The organism is Micromonospora sp. NBC_00860 (assembly GCF_045207375.1).
GTDB lineage: Bacteria > Actinomycetota > Actinomycetes > Mycobacteriales > Micromonosporaceae > Micromonospora > Micromonospora vinacea.
In genome coordinates this window covers 3994222-4014505 of the sequence record NZ_CP108825.1, presented here as the reverse complement: position 1 = coordinate 4014505, position 20284 = coordinate 3994222, and the positions used below count along the sequence as shown (strand labels likewise).

Sequence of the window (20284 nt, the reverse complement as noted above, 5' to 3'; positions counted from 1 at the left end):
AATTGGCGTCCAACTATCGGCGCACCGACCAGCGATCGTCGTTACGGGCGTGCGTCACCGACAAGGAGGCTCGATGAACCGCATTACCCGAGGTCGTCGCTGGGGGAGCGCACTGGCGGCCGGAATACTGCTCGCCGGCGCCCTGGTCGGCCTTCGCGCCCCCACGGCGCAGGCACTGGACAACGGCGTGGCGCGTACTCCCCCCATGGGTTGGAATTCATGGAACTCGTTCGGCTGCAACATCAACGAGGCGCTGATCCGGCAGACGGCGGATGCGATCGTCAGCAGCGGTATGCGGGACCTGGGCTACAACTACGTCGTGGTCGACGACTGCTGGTTCAACCCCAACCGGGACAGCTCCGGCAACATCCAGGGCGACCCCGGCCGGTTCCCCAGCGGGATGAAGGCGCTCGGTGACTACCTGCACGCCCGGAACCTGAAGTTCGGCCTGTACCAGGTGCCTGTCGACAAGACCTGCGCCCAGTACTTCGGCGCCTACCCCGGCGCGACCGGCAGCCGCGGCCACGAGGTGCAGGACGCGCGCCAGTTTGCCGCCTGGGGCGTCGACTTCCTCAAGTACGACTGGTGCTCGCCGGAGGGCAGCATCAACGACCAGGTGACCACCTTCGCCAAGATGCGGGACGCGCTGGCCGCCACCGGTCGACCGATCGTCTACAGCATCAACTCCAACAGCATCCACGCCAAGACCGGCCCGCAGCGCAACTGGGGCGACGTGGCGAACATGTGGCGAACCACCGAGGACATCACCAACGCGTGGGACACCGGTCAGAGCAACGGCTACCCGATGGGCATCCAGAACATCATCAACGTGACCGTTCCGCTGGCGTCCTACGCGAGGCCGGGTGGGTTCAACGACCCGGACATGATGGAGGTCGGTCGCGGCGGTATGAACGACACGGAGATGCGCAGCCACTTCGCGATGTGGGCGATCATGGCGTCTCCGCTGATCGCCGGCAATGACGTGCGGAACATGAACGCCGCGACGCAGACCATCCTCAAGAACGCCAACCTGATCGCGATCAACCAGGACTCGCTCGGGTTGCAGGGGACGCAGGTGTCGTTCGACGGCACGCGTCGGGTGCTGGCCAAGCGGCTCGCCAACGGTGACGTCGCCGTGGCCCTGTTCAACCAGGGCGGCTCGACGACGACGATCTCGACCACGGCCGCGGCCATCGGCAAGTCCGGCTCGTCGTTCACGCTGGTGGACGCCTGGACCGGTGGCACCAGCTCCAGCAGCGGGACCATCAGCGCCAGCGTCCCCGCGCACGGGACTGTGGTGTACCGGGTCAGCGGTGGCGGAACGACTCCTCCGACGACGCCGCCGCCGACCACGTCGAGCGCGTACGCCAGCGCCGCCTCCGGCCGCTGCCTCGACGTGCCGAACAGCAACACGGCCAACGGCACGCAGCCGGTCATCTGGGACTGCAACGGCGCCGCCAACCAGCGCTGGACCAGCAGCGGTCAGACCCTGCAGGCCCTCGGCAAGTGCCTGGACGCGCCGCTGAACGCCGCGGCCGGCGCCAAGGTGCAGATCTGGGACTGCAACGGCGGGACCAACCAGCAGTGGACGGTCAACGCCAACGGCACGATCAGCAACACGCAGTCGGGGCTCTGCCTGGACGTCAACGCCAACGCCACTGCCAACGGCACCACGGTGATCCTCTGGACCTGCACCGGAGCGGCGAACCAGCGGTGGTCGCAGCGATAGCCGACCGGGTCCGCCGACCGCCGAGGTCGCGGCGACCCACCTGATCCGGCGGTAGTGCCGATGCCCGCGGACGACAGACGTCATCCGCGGGCATCGGTCTGTAGAGTGCTGCGGACGACCACGCTGAGTTGCCGCGTCCTGCCCTTCCGGCGGACCGGCGGCATGGCTACGCTCGCCTGGATGCTCCGTTACGAGACCGTGACACCGGTATTTCGGATCTGGTGTTGACGCAATCTATGTGAGCGCTAACACTACCCGAAAGATGACAGTTGGCCCCGGCAGTCGGCGGGGGAGTCCAGAGAGGAGAAGCCCGTGGGCAGGAAATTCCTGGTTGCTCTCGGCGGCGCCGCACTGGCGCTGAGTTTGGCGGCGTGCAGCGGCGGGGGTGCGGGCAGCGGTGAGAAGTCCGGCGACGAGAAGCCCAGCGATCTGACCATCGGTGTCTCGATGCCGACGCAGACCTCGGAGCGGTGGATCGCCGACGGCAACGCGGTGAAGTCGAAGCTCGAGGCCAAGGGCTACAAGGTCGACCTCCAGTACGCCGGCGACGACATCCCCACGCAGTCGCAGCAGGTCGACCAGATGATCACCCAGGGTGCGGACGTCCTGATCCTCGCGGCGATCGACGGCACCGCGCTCAGCAGCCAGCTGCAGGCCGCCGCGGCCGCGAAGATCCCGGTCATCTCCTACGACCGTCTGATCCGTGGCAGCAAGGACGTCGACTTCTACGTCAGCTTCGACAACTACAAGGTTGGCGTCGCCCAGGGCACCGCGCTGCTCGTCGGTCTCGGCCTGCTGAACAAGGACGGCTCGAAGGGCACGGCCAAGGGGCCGCTGAACGTCGAGCTCTTCGCCGGGTCGCTGGACGACAACAACACCCAGTACTTCTTCGGTGGCGCGATGGACACGCTGAAGCCGTTCATCGAGGACGGCACGCTGGTCGTCAAGTCCAAGCAGACCACCCCCGAGCAGGTAGCCATCCTGCGGTGGCAGCAGGAGACCGCGCAGAAGCGGATGGAGAACCTGCTCACCTCCAGCTACAACGACGGCTCGAAGGTCGACGGGGTGCTTTCGCCGTACGACGGCATCTCCCGCGGCATCATCACCGCCCTGCAGAACGCCGGCTACGGCAAGGGCGCGAAGAAGCTCCCGGTGGTGACCGGCCAGGACGCGGAGATCGCCTCCATCAAGCTGATCAACGACGGCGTGCAGAGCTCCACGGTCTTCAAGGACACCCGACTGCTGGCCGAGCAGGCCGTGAACGCCGCCGAGGCGTTCCTGCAGAAGAAGCAGCCGCAGGCCAACGACACCAAGACGTACAACAACGGCGTCAAGGTCGTCCCGGCGTACCTGCTGCCGATCGCGACCGTCTACAAGGACGACATCAAGGCGACGCTGATCGACTCCGGCTACTGGACGGCGGAAGAGGTCGCCGCCGGTCAGGCCAAGAAGTAAGCCACTCGTCGGGCCCGGCGGTCACCCGCCGGGCCCGACGCCTGGGTGCGTACCGCGTCCAGACCTGACGGAGGACAGTGACAATGGACGACACCATCCTCGAGATGCGTCGCATCACCAAGACCTTCCCCGGCGTGACCGCGCTGGAGGACGTCACCCTCGCAGTGCGCCGCGGGGAGATCCACGCCATCTGTGGTGAGAACGGCGCCGGCAAGTCCACCCTGATGAAGGTGCTGTCCGGCGTCTACCCGTCCGGCTCGTACGACGGCGAGATCCTCTTCGACGGCAAGCCGATGCAGTTCCGTGGCATCCGCGACAGCGAGGCCAACGGCATCGTCATCATCCACCAGGAGCTCGCCCTGGTGCCGTACCTGTCGATCGCGGAGAACATCTTCCTCGGCAACGAGCGGCGCGGTCGCAGCGGGCTCATCGACTGGAACTTCGCCAACGCCGAAGCGGCGAAGCTGCTGGCGTCCGTCGGGCTGCACGAGAACCCGGTCACCCCGGTCATCCAGCTGGGTGTCGGCAAGCAGCAGCTGGTGGAGATCGCCAAGGCGCTGTCGAAGAAGGTGCGCCTGCTCATCCTGGACGAGCCGACCGCCGCGCTCAACGACATCGACTCGGCGCACCTGCTCGACCTGTTGCGGGCACTCAAGGAGCAGGGCATCACCTGCATCATGATCTCGCACAAGCTCAACGAGATCACCGCCATCGCCGACTCGACCACTGTCATCCGTGACGGGCGCGCGGTGGAGACCCTCGACATGAAGTCCGACGACGTGAACCAGCAGCGGATCATCCGGGGCATGGTCGGGCGCGACCTGGACAGCTTCTACCCCGACCGCGAGTCGTCCCCCGGCGACGAGGTCCTCCGCATCGAGGACTGGACGGTGCGGCACCCGGTCCAGGACCGGATGGTCGTCGAGGGCGTCGGCCTGTCCGTACGCGCGGGTGAGGTCGTCGGCATCGCCGGCCTCATGGGGGCCGGGCGGACCGAGCTGGCCATGAGCGTGTTCGGTCGGTCCTACGGGCGTGACATCCGGGGCCGGCTCTTCGTCCACGGGCGGGAGGTGCAGGCGCGCACCGTCGCCGAGGCGATCGACAACGGCATCGCCTACGTCACCGAGGACCGCAAGCGCTACGGCCTCAACCTCATCGACGACGTGCGGCGCAACGTGTCCGCCGCCGCGTTGGACCGGCTGTCCCGCCTGGGCTGGGTGAACGGCAACGAGGAGATCAAGGTTGCCGAGACGAGCCGCAAGGAGATGAACATCCGGACGCCGAGCGTCATGGCGGTGGTCGGCAAGCTCTCCGGCGGCAACCAGCAGAAGGTCGTCCTGTCGAAGTGGCTGTTCACCGACCCGGACGTGCTGATCCTCGACGAACCCACCCGCGGGATCGACGTCGGCGCCAAGTACGAGATCTACACGATCATCAACCGGCTGGTGGCCGCCGGTAAGGCGGTGATCGTCATCTCCTCCGAGCTGCCGGAGCTGCTCGGAATGTGCGACCGCATCTACACCCTCGCTGCCGGCCGGATCACCGGCGAGATGCCGGTGGCCGAGGCGACTCAGGAGAGCCTCATGGAGCTGATGACCAAGGACAAGGAGCTCGTCGGATGACAAGCATCAAGACCCCTTCGACGGAGCGCCCCACGCCACCGGACAGCACGCCCACCGCCGCCCTGCACAGCGGGACGAGCGACCTGCGGGCGCTGGTGTTGAACAACCTGCGGCAGAGCGGGATCTACGTCGCCCTGGTCGTCATCGTCGCGCTCTTCGCGGTCCTGACCGACGGGGTGTTGCTGAGCCCCGGCAACATCACCAACATCGTCCTCCAGTACTCGTACATTCTGGTCCTCGCGATCGGGATGGTCATCCTGATCATCGGCGGGCACATCGACCTGTCGGTCGGATCGATCGTCGCGCTCACCGGGGCGGTCTCCGCCGTCCTGGTGATCCAGCAGGGCCATCCCTGGTGGATCGGCATCGTGGCCGCGCTGGCCGTCGGCCTCGCGGTCGGCGCCTGGCACGGGTTCTGGGTGGCGTACGCCGGCATTCCGGCCTTCATCGTGACCCTGGCCGGCATGCTGCTGTTCCGGGGTCTCACCCTGCGGGTGCTCGACAACATCTCGCTGTCGCCGTTCCCGTCCGAGTACCAGCAGGTCGCGGCGGGCTTCCTCAACGGCCTGCTCGGCGGGCAGGGCTTCGACGCCTTCACGTTGCTGATCGGCGCCATCGCCGTGGCCGGCTACGCGGTGAGCGGCTTCCGCACCCGCGTGGCGCGTATCCGCTACCAGCAGCCCGTCGAGTCGTTCCCGCTCTTCGTCGCCCGGGTCGTGCTGGTCGGCGCGGTCCTCATGTACTTCGCCTGGCAGTTGGCGCACGCCCGAGGGCTGCCGATCGTGCTGATCATCCTGGCGGTCCTGGTGCTGGTCTACGGCCTGCTCACCCGGCGTACCGTCTTCGGTCGCCAGGTCTACGCGATCGGCGGCAACCTGTCGGCGGCGGCGCTGTCCGGGGTGAAGGTCCGCACCGTCAACTTCTGGATGTTCGTCAACATGGGCTTCCTGGCGGCGGTGGCTGGCGTCATCTACTCGTCGCGGTCGAACGGCGCCCAGCCCGCCGCCGGCAACATGTTCGAGCTGGACGCGATCGCTGCGGCCTTCATCGGCGGCGCGGCTGTCACCGGTGGCGTGGGCACCGTGGTGGGCGCGATGGTCGGTGGTCTGATCATGGCGGTGATGAGCAACGGCATGCAGCTGATGGGCATCGACCAGTCGACCCAGTCGGTGGTGAAGGGTCTCGTCCTGCTCGTCGCGGTCGCCTTCGACGTCTACAACAAGCGGCGCGCCGGCACGGCCCGCTGACCCGGAGGTACGGACCGTCCCGGTGAGCCTGACGTGGATCAGGCCGCCGGGACAATCCGTTTGAGCATGGATCGCGACCGTAATACTTGTCATTGACCAACCCCGATACGCGGATGCGATCATCTCGCCACGCCCGCGTCGCCGGTCACGAGCCGGCGTCGCGACTGGAGAGGAGCCCGTATGCATCCCCGTTCGATCCGGCTCGCCGCGTTGTCGCTGGCACTGGCGGCAGCCACCCTGATCGCCGCGACCCCCGCCCAGGCCCGTCCTGCCGGCACCATCCCGGCCGCCGACGTCACCCCGTCCGACACCGGCCCGGTCTACTCGGCGACCGACCGACTTGCCCGCGAGGTGGCCGGTGCGCTCGCCGATTCCGCCACCCGGGGCCGAGTGCTCGCCGGCACGACCGCCGGTCCGGTGGATCTGCTGCGTGCCCGGTTGGGCTCCCGGGCGGACCGTGCCGCCCAGGCCGCCAACGAGGCGGTGCTGGCGGCGAAGGGCCTCCCGGCAGCAACCGGTTCCGTGCTGCAACTCCGGCTCGCGAGCTCCGCCACCAAGGCTGCGTCTGCGGCCCTTCCGCTCGTGGCGGCGGCCTCGACCGATGATGCGATGACCAGCGTGGCCGCGTACGACCCGGCGGGCGCACGGATCCTGCTGGACCCGGTCCGGGTGCCCGGCCGCGCGGTGCTGGTGGTCGAGGTCAACGTGGCCAGGGCGATGGAGCAGGGTCTCGCGCAGGTACGGCAGGAGTTGGCCGACCGAGGGCTGACCGGCGCGCGGGCTGCCCGGACGACGCAGGCCGGCTACTGGGCCACCAAGGTCAACGCCATCCGGCTCAGCAACGACCAGGAGACCTGGATCAAGGGCAGTGCGGAGATCTTCAACGTCGTGGCCGGGTTCGGGCTCGACGGCCAGCCGACGGTCAACGTCGTGGAGATGCCCTACCTGGACAACGACGGCACGGTCTACTACCCCAACCAACTGCTGGTCCACTTCAACCCCTACAAGTACAACCTGGCCGACGTGGTGATGTGGGAGGACGACGGCGACACCAACTACCGCGACCTGGCCACGGCACTGATCACCGCCTTGCTGACCATCGTCGACTACGGCACCTACACCCCGCTGGTCACCGCGATCATCAACGCGATGCCGGCCAGTTGGTGGACCGACGACCCGGATTACGTCGACTCCTGGTACACCCTCAGCACCGGCAGCTCCGGCCGGCTCAACGGTGCGGCCGCCAACGGCTGGATGGACGTCACCCCGTACTGGGTGCAGCAGCTCTGAGCGAGAGTCGCCTCCCCCGGGCGCCGGCCTGGGGGAGGCGACCGACGGATCAGTGGCAGGTGGTGGTGCCGGTGTCGGTGTAGGTCTGGCCGGCCACCGGTAGGAACTGCCAGTCGTAGCTGTTGGAGTGCAGGGTGAACTTCAGGACCCCGTACGCCGAGCTGTTGCGCGCCTCGCTGTTGGGCTGGATGGTGCCGAAGCCGTAGTGACTGGCGCCGCCCATCCCGGCCACGAAGCTGCGCAGACCCCGGCTGGAGTCGGCGCCACCGGCCGGGTTCATCGGAGCGAACCGCTCGTACACGTGGTTGTGCCCCCACACCACGACGTCGGCGTTGTAGTCGTAGAGGGCCTGGTACAGCGGACGCGTCGACGTCGACGGCGCGTGGTTGGAGCTGGACGTGAACAGCGGGTGGTGCCAGTACGCGATCGTGCACGGCTTGCTGCTGGCGGCCAGGTCCGCGCGCAGCCACTGCTCCTGTGTCGAACCGGCCGACATGCTGATGTTCGAGTTCAGCGACACGACGTGCCAGTTGCCGAGGTCGAACGAGTAGTAGCCGCGACCGCTCGGACCGGCGGACGAGCCGAAGTAGTTGTAGTAGCCGGTCGCGCCCGACGTGTTGTAGTCGTGGTTGCCCGGCGACGGGCGGGTGCGGGACTTGTGCCGACCCCAGGTGGGCTCGTAGTAGCTGGTGAACTGCGACGCCGTCCCGTTGTCATAGACGTTGTCGCCGGTGGTGAAGACCGTGCCCGGGATGCTGTCGAGCAGCGCCGCGGTGGCGCTGTCGCCGGAGCCCGAGTTGGCGATGTCGCCGGCACCCACGAACACCGGGTCGCCCGACGGGGGCGGGGTGGTCCCGGTGGTGACCACCAGTTGCGGAGCGTCCGCGCCGCTCTCGCGCGTGTCGTAGTAGGCGCCGTCACCGCTGGCCGAGGTGGCGCCGAAGCTGTACGTGCCGTTGCCGGTGACCGCGGCCGTGACGTCGACCTCGTACCAGGTGTTGCCGCTGACCGCGCCGATCGTGCCGAGGGTGGCCCCGTCGATGGCCGGCTGGTTGTTCCAGGTGGTGCCGGTCTCCGACCAGGTCGTGTTGGACATCCGGCGGAACGTGCCACCGGCGTCGCTGCCGCTGTTGCCGCTGATCGTGCGCAGTCGCAGCTTGGCACCGGTCACCGTGCCGCTGACACCGCTCACCGTGAAGCGGAGGAACGAGCGCCGCACCGGCGAGTTGTCGACCACGACCTGCGTTGACGTGCCGTAGTTGGTGGCGGCCGTGTCGCTCTGGACGTAGGTGTCGGCGACCGGCGTGAACGTCACGCTCGCCGCCGACGCCGCGCCAGCGCCGGTCACGACGACGGCGGCGGTCGCGGCGACGATCACCGTGACCACCCCCAGCGTCACCGACGGACGGGGGAATCGAATGTCCATCCAGGACTCCTTACCTCGTGGGAAGAGCGCAAGGAATGTAGGAAGGTCGATGAGCCGGCGGGCGACGGGCGGGTGAACAGTGCGTCCCGCCAGGCGAACACCTCCGTGTTGGGAGCTCGTTCACCCGACCCTCGCCCGGATGCCACTCCCGGTCCGTTGTGCCTCCTCCACTGAGTACGGACGATGGCTGCCCGTCGACCGTCGATCCGAGGAGATGCGCGTGTACCTGTCGACCGTCTCCCGGCCGGCCGCCGAGGATCCCGACCCCGGGCCACGGCGCCGACGGTTCGCGTTGGTCAGCGGCAACGTCGTCGCACTCGGCACGGTCAGCCTGATCACCGACGTCTCGGCCGAGATGGTGGCTGCCGTGCTGCCCCTCTATCTGGTGCTGGGCCTGCACCTCAGCCCGGTGGCCTTCGGCGTCCTCGACGGCGTCCACACCGGCGCCACAGCGCTGCTGCGGGTCGTCGGTGGTTTCGCCGCCGACCGGTTCCGGCGGCGCAAGTTGATCGCCGGCATCGGCTACACGCTCTCGGCGGTCGCGAAGCTCGGCCTGCTGCTCGCCGGCCGGTCGATACCGGCGATCGGCGCCGTCATCGCCGTCGACCGAATCGGCAAGGGCGTACGCAGCGCGCCGCGCGATGCGCTGATCACGCTCTCCACGCCACCCGAGGCGCTGGGTCGGGCGTTCGGGGTGCACCGGGCGATGGACAGCGTCGGGGCGTTCCTCGGGCCGCTCGCCGCGTTCGCGGTCCTGCTGGTCGTCGGGCAGTCCTACGACGCGGTCTTCGTCACCAGCTTCTGCATCGCGGCTCTCGCCGTGGTCGTGCTCGTGCTCTTCGTCCGCGAGCGGCCACCCGGCGAGGCGGCGAACGGCGGAACGGCGGACGGCGGGCCGGCGGACGGGCCGGGCGACCCGACTGTCTCCGTGCGCGAGGCGTTCGGTCTGCTGCGCGGCGGACCCGCCCGCCGGCTGGTGCTGGCAGCCGCCATGCTCGGGCTGGCTACCATCGGCGACGGCTTCGTCTACCTGTTGCTGCAACGCCGCGAGGACCTCGGCCTGCGCTGGTTCCCGCTGCTCGCCGTGGGGACCAGCCTGGCCTACCTGCTGCTCGCCGCCCCGCTCGGCGTACTCGCCGACCGGATCGGCCGCCTGCCCGTGGTGATCGGCGGCTACAGCGCCCTCGGCGCGACGTACCTGCTGCTGGCCGGCCCGGTCGACGGCTGGCCCCTGATCGCGCTGACGCTGGCGCTGTACGGCGCGTTCTACGCGGCCACCGACGGCGTGCTCATCGCGCTCGCCGGCCCGGTGCTGCCGGCGCGGCTGCGGACCACCGGGATCGCGCTGGTGCAGACCGGGCAGGCCCTCGCGTACCTCGTCTCCTCCGTGCTGTTCGGGCTTGCCTGGCAGGCGTGGGGGCCGGAGAACGCGATCCGCGCGGCGGCCGTCGCCGTCGCCGGCGTCCTGGTCGGCACGCTCCTCCTGCTGGCCTCCCCGTCCCGTCTGACCACCCGGAAGGTGCCCCGATGACCGCGATGTCGAACCGAGCGAAGCTCGGCGTGGTGGTCGCCTCGGCCGTACTGCTGGGCAGCGTGGCCGCCGGCTACGTGGCCGTGGCGGCGGAACCCGCCCCGGCGCCGCCGCCCGCCACCGGCGACCAGGCGCTCACCCTGGCACCCGGCCCGCGCCTGTTGGCGATCACCGATCGGCACCTGTCCACAGTCGCGACAGCCGATCCCGCCGGGTCGCGTACGGTCTCCGGCCTGGAATGCCTCCGGGTGTACGCCGCCGCCGGCACCGGTGTCTGTCTGAAGCCGGAGACCGCGTGGTCGTACCAGATGGTCGTGCTCGACGCGGCGCTGCGCCAGACCCGGGCGATCAGCGTGCCGGGACTGCCGAACCGGGCCCGGGTCTCGGCGTCGGGCCGGATGGTCTCCTGGACCACGTTCGTCGGTGGTGACTCGTACACCTCCAGTGGCTTTTCCACCCGCAGCGGTATCCTCGACACCCGCACCGGCACCACGGTGGCCTCGCTGGAAGAGTTCGCGATCACCCGGGACGGCCGGGGCTACCGCAACGCGGACGTCAACTACTGGGGTGTCACCTTCACCGCCGACGACAACCGCTTCTACGCGACGATGGCGACCGGGGGCAGGAGGTACCTCGTCCGCGGTGATCTCGCCGCCCGTACCGTCGAGACGCTGAAGGACAACGTCGAGTGCCCGTCGCTGTCACCGGACGGCACCCGGCTCGCGTTCAAGGAGGCGATCGACGCCGACCCGGCGAAGGGCTGGCGGCTGTCCGTCCTCGACCTGGCGACCATGCGGGTCACCGCGACCGCCGAGACCCGCAGTGTCGATGACCAGGCCGCGTGGCTGGACAGCGGGAAACTCGCCTACACGCTGCGTCGGGACGACGGCCAGCCCGACGTCTGGAGAGTCCCGGCGGACGGGTCCGGCGCGGCGACGCTGGCGATCCCCGGTGCCGAGTCGCCATCCCCGCTCACCTGACGGTCCGGCCCCGGCGGCTCGGACACCTGAACGCCTTGGCGCGGACAGCATTCCGCCATGTCGGATTCCGCCCCGTACCCATCGCCGTTCATCGACGTTCCCGAGGCTGTTGACCATGACAAGGCTGAGCCGTCGCATCTTCGTCCTCAGTGGACTGGTGACCGCCGGAGTTGCTGTGACACCCCGCCAGGGTGCCCGCGCCGCGGTTCCGTACCCCTTCAAACTCGGTGTGGCGTCCGGTGATCCGGCGCCCGACAGCGTGGTCCTCTGGACCCGGCTGGCACCATCCCCGCTCAACGCCGACGGGCAGGGCGGCATGCCCAACGCCGACGTGACAGTGGAGTGGCAGGTGTCCACCACCGACCGGTTCACCTCGCTGGTCGCCTCCGGCTCGGTGGTCGCCCGCTACGCCGACGCGCACTCCGTGCACGCCATCGCGGGCGGGCTCGCCGCCGACTCCGACTACTACTACCGGTTCCGGGCCCAGGGCCAGATCTCGCCGGTCGGGCGGACCCGGACCACCCCGGCACCCAGCGCCTTCGGCCGCGACCTCGTGATGGCCTTCGCCTCCTGCGCCCACTACGAGGCCGGCTACTACACCGCCTACCGGCGGATGGCCGAGGACAACCCCGGCCTGATCCTGCACCTCGGCGACTACATCTACGAGGGTGGCGTCGGCACCTCCGCGGTGCGGCAGCACGTCGGCGCCGAGATCGTGTCGCTGGCCGACTACCGCCGCCGGTACGCGCTGTACAAGTCCGACCCGGACCTACAGGCGGCCCACGCGGCGGCACCCTGGCTGGTGGTGCCGGACGACCACGAGGTGGAGAACAACTACGCCAACATGGTCCGCAACGACAGCAGCCCGACGCTGACCGCCGCCCAGTGGACCGCCCGGCGGACCGCCGCGTACCGGGCCTACTACGAGAACATGCCGCTGCGACCGGCGTCCGCCGCCAACGGCAACAGCATCCCGCTGTACCGGCGCATCCGGTGGGGGCAACTCGCCACCTTCCACATGCTCGACACCCGCCAGTTCCGCGACGACCAGGCCTGCGGGGACGGCTGGAAGGTCTGCGCCGACGCCGACCTGGCCTCCCGGTCGCTGACCGGCGCCGCCCAGGAGGCGTGGCTGCTCGACGGGCTGGCCCAGCGCTACGGCACCTGGGACATCCTCGGCCAGCAGGTCTTCTTCGCCCAGCAGCTCGACGCGAACGGGGCGGCGAGCATGGACGCGTGGGACGGCTACCGGGCCTCCCGCAGCCGCATCCAGACCGGCTGGCAGCAGCGCGGCGTACGCAACCCACTGGTGCTCACCGGCGACGTGCACCGGTCGTGGGCAAACGACCTCAAGGCCGACTACGCCAACCCCTCCTCGGCCACCATCGGCACCGAACTGGTCTGCACCTCGATCAGCTCGACCGGCAACGGCAGCGGCAGCACCACGGTCCCGAACGCGGCGGCCAACCCGCACCTGAGGTTCTACTCGGACCGGCGCGGCTACGTCCGTACCACCATCAGCCGTACCCAGGTCCGGGCCGACTTCCGCGCGGTGAACACGGTGACCGAGCACGGCGCGGCGGCGTCCACCGTGCGGTCGTTCGTCATCCTCGACGGCCAGCCCGGCCTGCAGGCCGGGTAAGGGAGAGAGAGCCACCATGACCGTGACAACCGCACTGCTCACCGCGTCCCTGCTGGTCCCGAACGTGCTTCTCGGCCCGACCGCGATGACCGCCGAGGCGGTCACCTGGACCACCGCGAACAGCGTCGCCACCGGCGACCAGGACCTGCCCTCCATCGCCATGAACCGCAACGGTCACGTCGCTGTGGCGTGGGAGGACGACCGGGACAGCACCGCCCCGCAGGACGACACCCACAGCGAGATCTACCTGCGGCTGTTCCGCGACGGCACGTCCGCGTACGAGCTGAAGCTCTCCACCGGGGGGACCAGCGGGGCCGCCTGGCGGCACGTCAGCCCCGACGTGGGGCTCGACGACCGGGGCAACGCCGTGGTGGTCTGGGCCGCCGACGGCGACGGCAACGGCGTCTACAACATCCAGTACCGGGTGGTGTCGCCCGCCGGCGCGGTGCTCGGCTCCGGGCAGGCCAACGCCAGCGACGCCGGGCAGCAGATCTGGCCGAAGGTCTCGGTCGACCCGGACGGCGCGCCCACCAACGCCGCCGCCGTCGGCTTCACTGTGGTCTGGGAGGACGTGCAGGGCACCGCTCCCGCCACCGTCAAGGCCGCCGGGTTCACCGCGGCCACCACCAAGGCGTACGAGGTGACGGCCTCACAGACGACTGGCACCCACCACCGTCCCGACGTGGCGGTGTCCGCCTCCGGCGAGGCGCTGGTGGTCTGGGACGAGGACGCCGACGCGAACGGCTCGTACAACATCGGGCTGACCCGGCTGGCCCGGTCCAACGGCGCCGTGACGCTGTCGCGGCGGACGGCCAACGCCCAGAGCGGTGGGCAGCAGCAGCGTGCCTCGGTGGCGGCGAACTTCGCCGGTGACTTCACCGTCGGGTGGGAGTCCGACCACACCGGCACCCGGGGTGTCTGGGCTCGATCGTTCACCGCGACGGCCGTGGCCCGGCACGACGAGGTCCCGGTCTCCACCGCCATCGGTGCCATCGCTCCCGGCGTCGGCATCGACGACCAGGACAACGTCGTGGTGGGCTGGACGGTGTCCGGCGCCAACCCGGACGTCTGGGCGCGGGGCCTCAACCCGGACGGCACGTCCAGCGGACGGCTGGCGGCCCAGGCGCTGAGCCAGACCACGACAGGTCGCCAGGAGCACTTCGCGGTCGCCGCGTCGCCCTGGGGTGAGGTGAGCGTCTGCTACACCGACGACAACGACGGCAACTCCTTCGACCAGGTGCTCCTCGGCCTGGGGACGACGAACTCCACCTGGCTGACGTCCGCGGACGAGCTGCGCCGGCTGAAGGCGCGGGCGGGCGTCACGACCCACTAGGGCGCGGCTCGCCGCCGGCGCGCGCCACCCCGTCGTCCCCGCCGAGGGACGACGGGGCGGCCACGGCGCGCAGAGTGATCGACTCGTCGGTGTGGTCGACCTCCAACAACGTCCCGGCCGGGAAGCTCGCCACCGTCTCGGGTGGTAACTGGATCGTGCCGTCGCCGGCCACCACGGCGAAGTCACGGCCGTCGCGCCCCTCGGCGCCGACCCGGCCGTCCCGGATGGTGACCGCTCGGCCCAGTCGGGCGCCCACCTCACCGTCGTGGGTCACCACGACCACAGTGGTGCCCCGCTCCCCGTTCACGGCGGCGAGAGCCGCGAGCACCTCGTCCCGACCGGACGCGTCGAGTTGGCTGGTCGGCTCGTCGACCAGGAGCAGCCCGGGCCCGGCCGCGAGCCCCTGCGCCAGAGCTGCCCGCTGACGTTGCCCCGGGGTCAGGTCGCCCACCCGCCGCGCGCCTGCGCCGGCGAGACCCACGAGGTCCAGGATCGCCTCCGGCGGGTCGAGCCGGCGCCCGGCGAGGCGTGCTGCGGGTCGCTGCGCCAACCAGATGTTGCGCGACAGCGACACGTACGGCAGCAGGTTGCGTTCGGCGCCCTGCAACACGGTGCCGACCGTGGCCCCGCGCAGGGCCGCCAGACCCTTGGACGAGAGCCGGGACAGCTCATGCTCGCCCACGTACACGCGTCCGGCAGAGGGTTGCATGAGCCCGCCGAGGATCGCCACCAACGTGGACTTTCCCGAGCCGGACGGCCCCACCAACGCGAGCATCTCGCCCGCCGAGATCCGCAGGTCCACGCCGGAGAGCGCGACGACGTCCCCGCTGGCGGTGGGGTAGATGTGGATCAGCCGGTGGCAGGCGACCGCCAGACCGCCAGCCGAATGCGCCGCGGTCACCGGCTCGTCCTGCCGCGCGGCGGCGGTCGTCGCCCGCTCCGGCGGCGTACCGAGGCGGCGACCACCCGACCGAGCACGACCGCCGTGAGGGCGAACAACGCGACCGCGGGCACGACGAACAACAGCAGCCGACCGACGTCCGGCCACTCGGGCAACGGGACCGGTGAGCGGCCGTCACTGAACAGGCGCTGCCCGCCGCGCGTGAGCAGCCAGATCACCACTGTGACGAGAGCGCCCGAGACGGCGGCGACAGCGACCGGCCACCCGTAGCCGCCACGGAGGGCGCGTGGCGGTAACCCCTGTCGACGCAGCGCCACCAACATGGCCACCCGGGGACGCTGCTCGGCCACCGCCATCGCGATCAGGCCGGCCGCCCCGATCAGCACCCCCGCCAGCGCGGCGAACATGTTGAAGCGCACTGCCAACGCCGTAGCCTGGCGATCGAATTCCTGGCGTAGGGCCATGGCTGTCCGGTCAGTCTCGATGACCAGACCCTGTGCGCGAAGTCGGTCGAGGACGTCAGTGGGGGCCGCCCGAGCCAACCAGACCTCCTCATTGCCGTTCTGACTGGCGACGGCGAGTCGATCCGCGTACTCCAGGTCGACGATCAGACCGGATCGACCGAGCCGCGGCAGACGATCGGCCAGACCCCCGACCAACGCCCTGGTCGGTGTCCCGTCGACCCCGTCGTACGCATGGATCCCGCCGAGCGGAGTCCCCGCCGATCGGGTCAGGTAGACGGGTAGCGGAAAGGGCGCGTCGACAACAGCGATGCCGGCCGGCGTCGCACGCCGGTTCTCCGCCACGGAGAGGATCAGCGCCGCATCCGTGCCGCTCGCGACGTCGAGGAAGGTGTCATCCGGATCGGACAGCCGCCACCGCGTCGTATCGGCGAACTGCGCACCGGTCAGCACAAGCGTCTCGCGACCGCCGTCTTCATCGCCGGTTCGCAGTGCCTCGAAGCGGACCTCCAGGTTCCCGGAAACCACCGGTGCGACGATGTCGATTTTGACCAGCCGGCATTCCTGCACGCACTCGGGCACCTGGAGGACGTAGCCCTTGCGGCCGGGTTCGATGTCATCGCGAGAGGTGACCACTCGGGTGCCGTTGGCGCTGGAGACTGTGACCGCGAGGCGGACCTTGTTGCCGCCGAAGACCTTGGCGTCGAAGTTGGCGGAGATCTGAACGGTGAGCAGGCGCCCGCGTAGTCGCACAGGTGCCCCGGGCGCAGCTGGGCGGATCTTTCGTGCAACCTCCGCCAGGGACACGCCGTAGGACGGATGCGGCCCGGCCACTGTCGCCAGCCGGTCGGAGTCCACGGCCAGCAGCGGTGTGCCGACCGTGGAGGACGAGGCCGTCACCACCGTGGCCATCGCGAACCGACCCTCGGGATCGGCCGCCCGAACGGCTGCCAACAGGTGCGAACGCGACGTCGCGTCGACCTCGACCACGCGCGGCGCACCGACCTCGACGGTCGCCCGATCACGGTAGGCGGCCGACGCGACCTCGCTCGTGGCGACGGTGAATGCGAGCATCGCGACGACCACCGTGAGCAGCGCGATCAGGGGCCGGAACCGTGGTTGCCGGGCCACCTGCACCAGGGCGAGACCACTGGCGGTCCGGCCACGCGACAGCAGCGCACCACCCACCGCCGCGCCGGCGATCATGGCGACTCGCGCCAGCAGCACCCCTGCGGCGAGCGCCCCGAGGACCGGCGCCACCAGTGCCAGTCCGCTGGGCGGTCCGCCGGAGCGCAACTGCACGACGGCAGCCACGGCGACGGACACCGCGACGACATCACCGATTGTCGCCCGCCATCCCCGTACCCGTGCCGGCACCCGGCGTAGCAGGTCGACGACCGGTGCGGACAACATCCGCGCCTGGGCGAGCAGTACCGCGGCGAGCGCGCCGAGGGCGCCGATGGCGGCGAAGCCGATCACGGTGGCGTCCATCGTGACGTCGGCGCGGGCAGGAAGGGTGCGCGCGGCGAGCAGTGTGGCAGCGGCGAGGCCACCCAGGCAGCCGAGGGGGATCGCGACCAACGCGGGTGCGGCGTGCTCGCCGATCGCCAGCACCCACAGGCGTCGGCGCTGCACCCCGCGGAGCAGGAGCAGGCCCTGCTCCGGTCGCCGCTGGTCGGCGGCCGAACTCACCGCGACGAAGAGCACCAGCCAGCAGAGCAGGACCAGCAGCCCGGCGCCCAGCGTCACGCCGTCGGCCAACTGCCCTCGTTGCACGGTGACGCGATCAAGCAGGCTCGGCACTGTGGTGCCGGCACCGAAGCCCTCGCGGCTACCGTCGCGCTGCACCACAGTGATCGCGTCTCGCAGGCCCTGCACGCGCCGGCTGTCCAACAGGTGCTCGGTGACGTAGAGGTCGGCCGTCGACACGTGCAGGATCGCCTGTTCGTCGGCCAGGGGTGCGGCCTCGGCGGTGAAGATCGCGTCCTGGGCGCTGCCCGCGATCGACGTGCCGGGCGGCCCCGCGGCGGGTGGCCGAATGAACTCCCCGCCGAGCCAGAACGAATCGGTCACGTCCCGCGGTCGGTAGACACCGGCTACCCGCACCGGCACCGCGCCGAAGGTGAACTGATCGCCGACGACGACGCCGAGCCGGGCGGCGGTGTGCGTGCTGACCATGACCTCGGGGAGTTGACCCCTCGGGGTGGACCGAGGGCAGGCTCCGGTCAGGTCGACCCGCTCGCAGACCCCCGCTCGGAAGGTCAGATTCGAGGTGACGCTCCCGGCCTGGCCGGCGGCGACACCACCGCTCTGCGCGCCCAGGACGACGTCGAATCCGGCCGGCGTGAGTTGCCTGACCTTGGCCGCGAACACGGTGCCTGCGGGGTCAGCCGGCATTCCCGGATATTCGACGGCTTCGGTGAGCCGCACCCGAAGCTCGTTCGGCGACGCCTTCGACATCTCGTAGCTGGCCAGGGACTGCCCGGCCGCGGCGACATAGCTCGGGGCCGCCGCGGCGGCGGCACTGGCGAGCACCGCGAGCAGGAGCACCGCCAAGGCGTGTGCCCGGCGTGCCGCGAGCGCTCCCCAGATGACGATCAGCATTGATGGTGAGGGTATTGACGTGACCGATCGGCCATTGTCCCGGCGAGTGGACCGAAACCTAACAGTTACGGCTCTCCCTCAACCGCGAACGATCTCCGCCCGCCCTTCGAGGAGGTGCAGTTCCGCCTCGCAGGCGGCGGCCACCTCCGGGTCGTGGGTGGCGAACACGACGGCGGCGCCCCGCCGCGCCTCATCGTGGAGCAGATTCAGAATCCGCTGTCGGTTCCCCGCGTCCAGCTCGCTTGTCACCTCGTCGGCCAGCAGCACATCGCCGCGCAGGGCCAGGCCGCGGGCGACGGCCGTACGTTGCTGCTGGCCGCCGGACAGCTCCTCGACGAGCTGGTTGGCCTGGCCGCAAAGGCCCAGCAGGTCCAAGGTCGCGGCGGTTTGTTGACGGGCCTCGGGTGGTGTCGCGCCGTCGGCCGTGAGTGCCACCTGGAGGTTCTCGGCCGCGGTGAGGATCGGGGCAAGGCCGTTGTCCTGCGGGATGAGGACGATCCGGTGCTCGACCGCGTGATCCCGGTCGCGCAGCGGCTTCCCGTCGACAGTCACTGAGCCGTCCCGTGGCCGCAGCAGCCCCGCCATCGCGTGGAGCAGGGTGGTCTTGCCGGCGCCCGACGACCCGGTCAGTGCCAGGACCCGACCCGGTCGGACCGTCACCGAGATGTCAGTGAGGACGGCCGGCGCGTCGCCGTAGCCGACCGAAACCCCGTGCAAGCTCAGCACGTGCCACCGCCCCTCCCCGGCGCCGATGATGCGCAGACTGCCACGGCGAGCGGGAGTCGCACAATCCCGTCGATCTGTCTGCGGTACGCCATGGTCAGTCGGCTCGGGTCAACCGCTCGTAGAGGACCAGGGCGGTGAGGAAGGCCGCCAGGAGGCCGAGGGCGGCGACCGCGGGCACGATCCGGGCCACCGGCACCAACAGAAGGACGACGCCGATCGCGACGAGCGGACCCGGCGATCCACCGACGGTCAGCCGGAGGAACAGCAGACGACCGATGAGGTAGAGCGCGGTCCCGCCGTAGAGCACAGCGGCCCCCGGCCATCCCATCGGCTCCCCGGCGGGGTGCCGGGGCTGATCGGTCAGGCTCGCGAGGATCAGGTGGACGCCCAGGGCGAAGTAGACGACCCCGGCGACCAGCGGCAGGTGCGCCAGCGTGTACGCGTCCGACGCCAGCTGTTGACGGCGTCGGGAACGCGGCGAGGCCGAGGTCAGCACCTCCGCGGCGGCCGGGGCGACGCCCACGAAGTAGAGCCACCACAGGCACACGGTCGCGGCGAAGCCGAACACCGCGGCGAGCAGCACCGGCCAGGCGATCACGGTCAGGCCCGCGCCGGCCCCGGCCGACAGCAGGGACTCACCCAGCACGATGATCAGCACCAGACCGTGGCGTTCGGCGAAGTGGGCCCCGCTGCGGACCTCGCCGAAGCTGGCGGCGGTGGCGATCCGGCCGCCGCCGAAGTCGACGACGAACGCCACGGTCCACAGCACGGCCTGTGCGGTCCCGCCGAGGATGGCTCCCACCAGCAGCGGGGCCCAGGCGAGTGTGGTGGACACGGCGAAGCGCAGGGTCTGCCGCCGGTACTGCGGGTTGCCGGCCGAGGCGTAGGTCATCAGGCCGAGGTGCAGCCCGCGGACCACGATGTAGGCGATGGCCAGTGTGAGCGGCGGGCTCAGCACCCCGTCGTGGCGCTGCCACGCCTGTGGGATCACCAGCGCGGCCACGAAGATGGCGGCCATCGCCACGAGCATCCCGGCCAGCACGGGCCCGTTGTCGGCGCGGACCTGGTTGCCCAGCCAGGCGTAGCAGCTCCACGTGTACCAGAACCAGAGCAGGAGCAGCAGCCCCTGGTAGAGCGTCAGCGGCCCCAGCGACTCCGCCATGAAACCGATGAGCCTCGTGAGCGCGAACACCAGGACCAGGTCGAAGAAGATCTCGAAGGTGGTGGCCCGGTGTGCCTCCTCGACCAGCACCGGCCCGGACCGGTGGACGCGGCTCATCCGCTCATCCTGGTCTGCTGACCACCCTGGCCGGGGGTCAACGCGCAGCTGCGACCGG

The 20284-nt window shown here is 70.3% G+C and carries 14 protein-coding genes; 9 read left to right on the top strand and 5 right to left on the bottom strand.

The window, feature by feature from the left end; all coding sequences use genetic code 11:
* The first annotated feature begins 73 nt into the window (after positions 1-73).
* The 5 genes from OH804_RS18330 to OH804_RS18310 all read left to right on the top strand — a co-directional run bounded on the left by OH804_RS18330 (position 74) and on the right by OH804_RS18310 (position 7343).
* Entirely contained in the window at positions 74-1729 is a 1656-nt protein-coding gene (locus OH804_RS18330) for a glycoside hydrolase family 27 protein (protein WP_406058346.1), read from the top strand.
* Positions 1730-2041: 312 nt separating this feature from the next.
* Complete coding sequence (gene chvE / locus OH804_RS18325) at positions 2042-3184, top strand: multiple monosaccharide ABC transporter substrate-binding protein (RefSeq protein ID WP_196921976.1); 1143 nt, start codon at positions 2042-2044, stop codon at positions 3182-3184.
* A gap of 83 nt (positions 3185-3267) precedes the next feature.
* Positions 3268-4806 (top strand): multiple monosaccharide ABC transporter ATP-binding protein, encoded by a 1539-nt coding sequence (gene mmsA, locus OH804_RS18320; protein WP_406058344.1) that lies wholly within the window; start codon positions 3268-3270, stop codon positions 4804-4806.
* Positions 4803-6053: a multiple monosaccharide ABC transporter permease gene (gene mmsB, locus OH804_RS18315; protein ID WP_196921978.1), complete on the top strand. Its 1251-nt coding sequence runs from the start codon at positions 4803-4805 to the stop codon at positions 6051-6053. The genes mmsA and mmsB overlap by 4 nt, the downstream gene beginning before the upstream one ends.
* A 180-nt stretch (positions 6054-6233) precedes the next feature.
* The gene (locus tag OH804_RS18310) at positions 6234-7343 is read left to right on the top strand and encodes a DUF3103 family protein (protein WP_406058342.1); all 1110 of its coding nucleotides are present in this window, start codon (positions 6234-6236) and stop codon (positions 7341-7343) included.
* A 49-nt stretch (positions 7344-7392) separates the two neighbouring features.
* Here OH804_RS18310 and OH804_RS18305 read toward each other — a convergent pair whose 3' ends face one another.
* Entirely contained in the window at positions 7393-8769 is a 1377-nt protein-coding gene (locus OH804_RS18305) for a DNRLRE domain-containing protein (RefSeq protein WP_406058340.1), read from the bottom strand.
* 220 nt (positions 8770-8989) lie between these two features.
* Here OH804_RS18305 and OH804_RS18300 point away from each other — a divergent pair, with 220 nt between their 5' ends.
* The 4 genes from OH804_RS18300 (at position 8990) to OH804_RS18285 (ending at position 14255) form a co-directional block, all read left to right on the top strand.
* Positions 8990-10300 carry an MFS transporter gene (locus OH804_RS18300; protein WP_406058338.1) on the top strand — a complete coding sequence of 437 codons (1311 nt, stop codon included), beginning with the start codon at positions 8990-8992 and terminating at the stop codon, positions 10298-10300.
* Positions 10297-11280 carry a TolB family protein gene (locus OH804_RS18295; RefSeq protein ID WP_406058336.1) on the top strand — a complete coding sequence of 328 codons (984 nt, stop codon included), beginning with the start codon at positions 10297-10299 and terminating at the stop codon, positions 11278-11280. Before OH804_RS18300 ends, OH804_RS18295 begins: the two co-directional genes overlap by 4 nt.
* A 115-nt stretch (positions 11281-11395) precedes the next feature.
* Complete coding sequence (locus tag OH804_RS18290) at positions 11396-12922, top strand: alkaline phosphatase D family protein (protein WP_406058334.1); 1527 nt, start codon at positions 11396-11398, stop codon at positions 12920-12922.
* Between the two features lie 16 nt (positions 12923-12938).
* Positions 12939-14255 (top strand): hypothetical protein, encoded by a 1317-nt coding sequence (locus tag OH804_RS18285; RefSeq protein ID WP_406058332.1) that lies wholly within the window; start codon positions 12939-12941, stop codon positions 14253-14255.
* Here the strand turns inward: OH804_RS18285 and OH804_RS18280 are convergent.
* The 4 genes from OH804_RS18280 to OH804_RS18265 all read right to left on the bottom strand — a co-directional run bounded on the left by OH804_RS18280 (position 14242) and on the right by OH804_RS18265 (position 20226).
* Positions 14242-15156, bottom strand: coding sequence for an ABC transporter ATP-binding protein (locus OH804_RS18280; RefSeq protein WP_406058330.1), 915 nt, complete (start codon positions 15154-15156; stop codon positions 14242-14244). The genes OH804_RS18285 and OH804_RS18280 overlap by 14 nt on opposite strands.
* A complete protein-coding gene (locus tag OH804_RS18275) occupies positions 15153-18221 on the bottom strand; it encodes an FtsX-like permease family protein (protein ID WP_406058328.1) in 3069 nt (1022 codons plus the stop codon). The genes OH804_RS18280 and OH804_RS18275 overlap by 4 nt, the downstream gene beginning before the upstream one ends.
* A 78-nt stretch (positions 18222-18299) precedes the next feature.
* A complete protein-coding gene (locus tag OH804_RS18270) occupies positions 18300-18947 on the bottom strand; it encodes an ABC transporter ATP-binding protein (RefSeq protein ID WP_196921987.1) in 648 nt (215 codons plus the stop codon).
* 94 nt (positions 18948-19041) lie between these two features.
* Positions 19042-20226, bottom strand: a complete 1185-nt coding sequence (locus tag OH804_RS18265) for a low temperature requirement protein A (protein WP_196921988.1) — start codon at positions 20224-20226, stop codon at positions 19042-19044.
* Between the last annotated feature and the right edge of the window lie 58 nt (positions 20227-20284).

Excerpts from the sequence above, each read along its gene's own strand:
- OH804_RS18290 (WP_406058334.1), top strand. The coding sequence starts at position 11,396 with ATGACAAGGCTGAGCCGTCGCATCTTCGTCCTCAGTGGACTGGTGACC.
- mmsB (WP_196921978.1), top strand. The coding sequence starts at position 4,803 with ATGACAAGCATCAAGACCCCTTCGACGGAGCGCCCCACGCCACCGGAC.
- OH804_RS18275 (WP_406058328.1), bottom strand. The coding sequence starts at position 18,221 with ATGCTGATCGTCATCTGGGGAGCGCTCGCGGCACGCCGGGCACACGCC.
- mmsA (WP_406058344.1), top strand. The coding sequence starts at position 3,268 with ATGGACGACACCATCCTCGAGATGCGTCGCATCACCAAGACCTTCCCC.
- OH804_RS18285 (WP_406058332.1), top strand. The coding sequence starts at position 12,939 with ATGACCGTGACAACCGCACTGCTCACCGCGTCCCTGCTGGTCCCGAAC.
- OH804_RS18265 (WP_196921988.1), bottom strand. The coding sequence starts at position 20,226 with ATGAGCCGCGTCCACCGGTCCGGGCCGGTGCTGGTCGAGGAGGCACAC.
- OH804_RS18295 (WP_406058336.1), top strand. The coding sequence starts at position 10,297 with ATGACCGCGATGTCGAACCGAGCGAAGCTCGGCGTGGTGGTCGCCTCG.
- OH804_RS18330 (WP_406058346.1), top strand. The coding sequence starts at position 74 with ATGAACCGCATTACCCGAGGTCGTCGCTGGGGGAGCGCACTGGCGGCC.
- OH804_RS18305 (WP_406058340.1), bottom strand. The coding sequence starts at position 8,769 with ATGGACATTCGATTCCCCCGTCCGTCGGTGACGCTGGGGGTGGTCACG.
- OH804_RS18310 (WP_406058342.1), top strand. The coding sequence starts at position 6,234 with ATGCATCCCCGTTCGATCCGGCTCGCCGCGTTGTCGCTGGCACTGGCG.